Origin of the sequence: Nostoc cf. edaphicum LEGE 07299, assembly GCF_015207245.1 — a bacterium.
In the GTDB taxonomy this organism is placed as follows: Bacteria; Cyanobacteriota; Cyanobacteriia; order Cyanobacteriales; family Nostocaceae; genus Nostoc; species Nostoc edaphicum_B.
Genome location: NZ_JADEXF010000260.1, coordinates 1 through 5960, shown reverse-complemented (window position 1 = coordinate 5960; position 5960 = coordinate 1). Strand labels below are relative to the sequence as shown.

At 42.9% G+C, this 5960-nt stretch carries 7 protein-coding genes; 4 read left to right on the top strand and 3 right to left on the bottom strand.

Annotated elements, in window-relative coordinates:
• Nucleotides 1-295 precede the first annotated feature (295 nt).
• The 4 genes from IQ229_RS09910 to IQ229_RS09895 all read left to right on the top strand — a co-directional run bounded on the left by IQ229_RS09910 (nt 296) and on the right by IQ229_RS09895 (nt 3614).
• Entirely contained in the window at nt 296-733 is a 438-nt protein-coding gene (locus tag IQ229_RS09910; protein ID WP_194043277.1) for an RrF2 family transcriptional regulator, read from the top strand.
• 84 nt (nt 734-817) lie between these two features.
• Nucleotides 818-1780: a cysteine synthase A gene (gene cysK / locus IQ229_RS09905; protein WP_194043276.1), complete on the top strand. Its 963-nt coding sequence runs from the start codon at nt 818-820 to the stop codon at nt 1778-1780.
• Between the two features lie 15 nt (nt 1781-1795).
• Nucleotides 1796-2497 (top strand): J domain-containing protein, encoded by a 702-nt coding sequence (locus IQ229_RS09900; RefSeq protein ID WP_194043275.1) that lies wholly within the window; start codon nt 1796-1798, stop codon nt 2495-2497.
• Nucleotides 2498-2741: 244 nt separating this feature from the next.
• Nucleotides 2742-3614, top strand: a complete 873-nt coding sequence (locus IQ229_RS09895; RefSeq protein ID WP_194043274.1) for a 6-carboxytetrahydropterin synthase — start codon at nt 2742-2744, stop codon at nt 3612-3614.
• Between the two features lie 60 nt (nt 3615-3674).
• Here the strand turns inward: IQ229_RS09895 and IQ229_RS09890 are convergent, their stop codons facing one another.
• The 3 genes from IQ229_RS09890 to IQ229_RS09880 all read right to left on the bottom strand — a co-directional run.
• Nucleotides 3675-4232 carry a Uma2 family endonuclease gene (locus IQ229_RS09890; protein WP_194043273.1) on the bottom strand — a complete coding sequence of 186 codons (558 nt, stop codon included), beginning with the start codon at nt 4230-4232 and terminating at the stop codon, nt 3675-3677.
• Between the two features lie 32 nt (nt 4233-4264).
• Nucleotides 4265-5233 carry a PrsW family intramembrane metalloprotease gene (locus tag IQ229_RS09885; RefSeq protein WP_194043272.1) on the bottom strand — a complete coding sequence of 323 codons (969 nt, stop codon included), beginning with the start codon at nt 5231-5233 and terminating at the stop codon, nt 4265-4267.
• Nucleotides 5226-5960 (bottom strand): class I SAM-dependent methyltransferase (locus tag IQ229_RS09880; protein ID WP_194043271.1); only part of this gene is annotated, 735 nt, incomplete at its 5' end. The genes IQ229_RS09880 and IQ229_RS09885, both read right to left, overlap by 8 nt.

The window sequence follows — 5960 nt, the reverse complement described above, 5'->3', positions numbered from 1 at the left end:
GGTTAGAAGTTATGAGTTATGGCGGGTTTGATATGAATAGACCAGAGCAATGCCCACTTTACAAGTGACTTACGCCGCGAGTAGCTTTTTCTGAGCGAGCTTTTTTAGTAGAAGTTGGCGGTATAAAGCTACATATTGCGTAGTATATTAACTCTACCAATTTGAGATTTTGAATTTTGGATTTGAGATTGAAGGAAAAAGTGTTCGACTGAGCGCTCACGCTGAAGTCTCAAATCCAAATTGAATGACTCGTAACTCCTAACTTCTAATTTTTACCCCTAACTTATTGCTGCTTGTGGAACTATCCTGTAAATCGGAATACGCAATTCTCGCCTTATTAGAGATGGCCTCTCATTACGAAAGCGGCGAACCGCTGCAAATTCGACAAATTGCAGCACAACAAAACATACCCGATCGCTATCTGGAACAGCTACTAGCAACCTTGAGGCGTGGCGGTATAGTTAAAAGTCAGCGTGGATCAAAAGGTGGCTATCTATTAACGCGAGAACCCCGAAAAATCATCCTTTTTGAAATTTTGGAATGTTTAGAAGGCTTAGAGGCGCGGGCTGGTGAAGAAAACATTAATTCCAAAAGCATAGACAGTTCAGTTATAGAAGAAATTTGGCAAGAAGCAAGTCGCGCGGCAAATTTCGTCTTCCAAAAATATACGCTCCAGGATCTTTGTGAAAAACGAGATTCGCGGCGGCAATTAGATATCATGTACTACATTTAGTCAAGGGTCATTTGTCATTAGTCATTTGTCATTTGTTGATGACTAATGACCAATAACAAATAATGAATAATTAAGGACTAATTTATGCGGATAGCTCGTAACATTACAGAACTAGTTGGTCGTACCCCTCTAGTGCAGTTAAACCGAATTCCTCAAACAGAAGGATGTGTTGCAGAAATTGTGGTGAAACTGGAAAGTATGAACCCATCGGCATCAGTCAAAGACCGGATTGGGGTAAGTATGATTAACGCTGCTGAAGAGGAGGGGCTAATTACTCCTGGGAAGACAGTATTGGTAGAACCCACTTCTGGAAACACCGGTATTGCCCTAGCAATGGTAGCAGCAGCAAAGGGTTATCGATTAATTTTGACAATGCCAGAAACGATGAGTGGAGAGCGTCGGGCAATGTTGCGAGCTTATGGAGCAGAACTGGAACTAACACCAGGAATGGAAGGCATGAGTGGGGCAATTCAACGAGCGCAGCAAATAGTTAATACTACACCAAATACCTATATGTTGCAGCAGTTCCGCAATCCAGCCAATGCAAAAGTGCATCGGGAAACTACGGCAGAAGAAATCTGGGAAGATACCGATGGACAAGTCGATATTATTGTGGCAGGAGTTGGTACAGGTGGTACGATCACTGGTGTAGCAGAAGTGATTAAAGCACGCAAGCCTAATTCCAAGGCGATCGCAGTTGAACCAGCCAATAGCCCAGTTTTATCTGGGGGACGACCAGGCCCCCACAAAATCCAGGGAATTGGTGCTGGGTTTATTCCCCAAGTTCTCAAGATAAAATTGATTGATGAGGTGATTACCGTCACCGATGAAGAAGCGATCGCTTATAGTCGGCGTTTGGCAAAAGAAGAAGGGCTACTATCTGGTATTTCCAGTGGAGCAGCTTTATGTGCAGCAATTCGCGTCGCCCAACGTCAAGAAAATAAAGGACGTTTAATTGTAATGATTCAGCCCAGTTTTGGTGAGAGGTATTTGAGTACACCGTTGTTCCAAGACTTAGAGGCAAGGTTAGCCGCTAGCGTTAGTTAACGCTACATTGAATTAATGGTCAATTATAACCACGTTTCTAACCATTACGAAACTCTCAAAGTTAGTCCAAGTGCAAGCCAAGCGGAGATTAAGCAAGCTTATCGCCGCTTGGTTAAGTTGTTTCATCCTGACAGTAATCAGGAAACAGCCGATCGCGAGCAAATTATCCGCATCAATGCAGCTTATGAGGTCTTAGGCGACAACCAAAATCGCCGCAATTATGACAAAGAACTGCAAGATGACTCCCAAAAATTAAATAGCGATCGCCAACAGCGTACAGCATCAGCCCAACAGCATTACCAGACAAGACGAAAAACTGGACGGGATGTTGACGAGCAAGTTGAAGAATGGCTACGCCAAGTTTACCAACCAGTAAATCGCCTGCTTTGTACCATTCTTTATTCGTTAGAAGAACAAATGGATCAATTAGCTGCCGATCCCTTTGATGATGAGTTGTTAGATGAATTTCAGGAATACTTAAAAACCTGTCGAGATGACCTCAAGCAGGCACAAACTACTTTCCGCTCCCTACCAAATCCCCCCAGTCTCGCAAGAACGGCGGCTCACCTCTACTACAGCCTCGATCAAGTAGCAGATGGACTCGATGAATTAAGTTATTTTCCTTTGAACTACGACGAGCGTTATTTACACACAGGTCATGAACTATTCCGCATAGCTACGAGATTGCACTGTGAAGCACAAGCTTCTGTTACATAATTATTGGTCATTGGTCATTGGTCATTAGTACATACCCCGTCTCTTGTGATACCCTAAGCTTACTTTTTTTATGGTGCGGCGGAAAAACTTTGTTTTTCATCGGACTAATTCAAACCACGTTAAAGAGTGGGTCTGGCTTTTCTTGGACAAATGACAAATGACAAATGACACATAATTTAGGAATTAGTTTATGCTGTAAACAGAAAAAGATTAAGAAATTTTAAATTCTGCTCATAGTGTACTCATGCAATGCATTGTTAACCGCCGCGCCCAGTTTTCAGCAAGTCATCGTTATTGGTTGCCAGAACTGAGTGAAGCTGAGAATATTGAGAAATTTGGTGCTGGTACTAGATTTCCAGGACACGGACATAACTATGTCTTATTTATCTCCCTAGCTGGGGAATTGGATGAATATGGCATGGTGTTGAACTTGTCTGATGTGAAACACGTAATTAAACGGGAAGTTACCAGTCAATTGGACTTCTCTTATCTCAATGATGTGTGGGCAGAATTTCAACAAACTCTGCCTACCACTGAGAATATTGCACGGATTATCTGGCAGCGGCTAGCACCTCATTTGCCTCTAGTCCGTGTGCAGTTATTTGAACATCCTGAACTTTGGGCAGATTATATGGGAAACGCAATGGAAGCCTACCTCACCATCAGTACTCACTTTAGCGCCGCCCATCGGCTAGCTCATCCTAAACTCAGTAAGGAAGAAAACACTGAGATTTATGGTAAGTGCGCTCGTCCCAACGGTCACGGACACAACTACCATCTAGAAGTCACTGTCAAAGGAAAAATTGACCCGCGTACTGGCATGATTATAGATTTAGGTGCCCTGAATCAAGTGGTAGAAGATTATGTGTTAGAGCCATTCGATCACACCTTTTTAAACAAAGATATTCCCTACTTTGCAGAGATTGTACCGACTGCGGAAAATATCGCACTTTACATTAGTAATTTACTGCGATCGCCTATTGAGGAATTGGGAGCTAAACTTCACAAAGTAAAATTGATTGAAAGTCCGAATAACTCCTGCGAAATCTACTGCACCGAGTCTGAATCAGATTCAGTCAATGCATCCGCGAATCAGCCAGTATTAGCACAAGTTTAGCTAATTGCAAATTAGGCATAGGACATAGGGAATTTAAATCGTCCCCATGCCCATGCCCAACTAAAAAAGTTTACTTACTAAACAATTAAAACCTGGTAGCAAAGGACTTGTCAGTTCATCTTGATTAAATAAAGTAGCTGCTAACTTTAATGCAGCCTGTTCGCGTCGATAAACCTCAACTTTGTTTTGTACAGAATCGCAAATCCAATATTCTTGAACTCCTTGCACCGAGTACAGCTTTAGCTTTGTTTCTTTGTCGCGTTTTTCGTTTTTTTCGCCGGGCGATAAAACTTCTATTACTAACTCTGGTGCGCCCGTGAGATGTCCAGCCTCATCTAGCAAGTGTTTTAACCGTTCATGACTTGCCCACACCACATCGGGGATCACATTGTCAGAATCTGAAAAAATAATTCCAGGTGCGATCGCAGCTTCACCTAAATCAGTTTCATCTGACCAAATCTTAAGAACTGTAACAATATTGCCACAACTTGATTGATGATCCCAACTAGGTGATTTAGTCACAAATAGTTCTCCATCAATAATCTCATAGCGATTTCTGCGATCGCTAGCAAATAGCTCTAGATCAGCAGTCGTCCAACGCACTGGAGTTGTTTGCATAGAAACCCCCTAGCCTTTTCCTAAATCATATTTTAAAAATACCGACGACGGGCGGAATGTCGCAAATAGCGATAAATGCCCCACGCTAAAACTCCTAAAAAGAGATTTAGTAAAAAGCGACTAAATATAAACCACAAAATATCAGTGTCAAAAAACTTTGACGGACTCAAAGGACTAACAGTCCTGACTAAGAGAAACAGCCCAAAAATAGCATTTCCGCCCAGTACGAGGGCAAACAACACTAAACTTCTTTGCCAGTAACGGTGCTGGGGTGTACGTTCTGAAACCAGGGTAATTACAGGTTTACCTTGCACTTTTCGCAGTAATTGTTCCAGCCGCCAAAACATCCACAACAGAAATGGAAATAAACCGTAACTCAGGAAACGTAAGGGTAATGAGTAACCCCAAGCACTAGATAGGACATTAACTAGGGCATGACAGATTACAGAATTTAGCCAAGCCCTAAAAATAAACTTTTTGTCGCGATTTAAGCGATTTTTAGAAGAAATATAGATTCCTAATGCATATCCCCAAGGTGCAGAGAACATCGCATGGACTGGCGTGCCGATAGTACGTTCAAAAACTGATGCTGTACCGTGGAAAAAGTAAATCCAGTTCTCTTCGGCAGTGAATCCAAGGGAAACGGCGATCGCAAAGAGGAAAACCGTAGAGTGAAGTAATCGATACTTGCGTTGCAGATAGTAGCTTGGGATAACAACCGCAGCCAACTTGCAGCCTTCTTCAATTGGGCCTATTTCCACAAGCTGCCGCAAGGCTGTACCAAGAAGCGTTCGCTTAATCTGATGCCAGTCCACAAAAGAGTTCGCTACATTTTCAAAATCCCATTCGAGTCTAAGGGCTAAAAAACCAGATATTGCCCCAATGATAAAGAACATCAGTAACTTTAACAGAGGTGGGGCAAATGGCATCCGACAGTAGTAGTAGCCTAGCAGCAGTAAGGGTGGTATTGCTGCCCACAACAGTAGAGATAAATCAACCACTCACCTGAGCAATTACTGTACGGTGACGGTGGGTATTGTTAGCGATCGTGGGAGCTTGGAAACCCGCCTCAACAATAGCTTGCTCAATGTCCAAAGCAAAATATTCATCTAAATACGGTTCAGTACTTTTGAGCAAAGTCAAAATGTAGGCTGGCATTTTCTTGTAAACTTCAGATTTGGGATTCATATCCATAATTGCCAAGTAGCCACCCGGACGCAACACGCGCCGCATTTCAGCTAAGATTTGTCGGGTTGCTGACTGGGGTAATTCGTGGCACATCAGGAAAATGGAAACTAAATCAAACGAGGCATCAGGTAGCCCAGTAGATTCAGCTTGGGCATGAAGCCAGTTAATTTTAGCTTGACGTTGCCCAGCGCGGTAATTGGCAACGGCTAAAAAATAGGGAGATAAGTCCAAGCCTGTAATTTTGGCATGAGGATAAATTTCTTGCATGGTAAATGTACTCAAACCCACACCACAAGCTAAATCTAGGATGTATTGGGGTTGATTGGGGATTTGCGCTTTGAGAATATCGTGGTAACTTTGGCGCAGTTTAGCATCTCCTTCTGCTCCAGCGTCTTGCCAAATTCCAGCGTGGACAGTACGAGCCGCAACTTCTAGTTCCCAAGCTGCTTTCCAACTGAGGTCTCCACCTTCGTAAGCATGGAATGGCCGCAAGTAGTATTCTGGGTAGGAAAGCTGAGGATTTTCTACTTGAGCTAGATC

Coding starts and splice junctions, on each gene's coding strand:
- IQ229_RS09900 (WP_194043275.1), top strand. CDS start 1,796: ATGGTCAATTATAACCACGTTTCTAACCATTACGAAACTCTCAAAGTT.
- IQ229_RS09890 (WP_194043273.1), bottom strand. CDS start 4,232: ATGCAAACAACTCCAGTGCGTTGGACGACTGCTGATCTAGAGCTATTT.
- cysK (WP_194043276.1), top strand. CDS start 818: ATGCGGATAGCTCGTAACATTACAGAACTAGTTGGTCGTACCCCTCTA.
- IQ229_RS09895 (WP_194043274.1), top strand. CDS start 2,742: ATGCAATGCATTGTTAACCGCCGCGCCCAGTTTTCAGCAAGTCATCGT.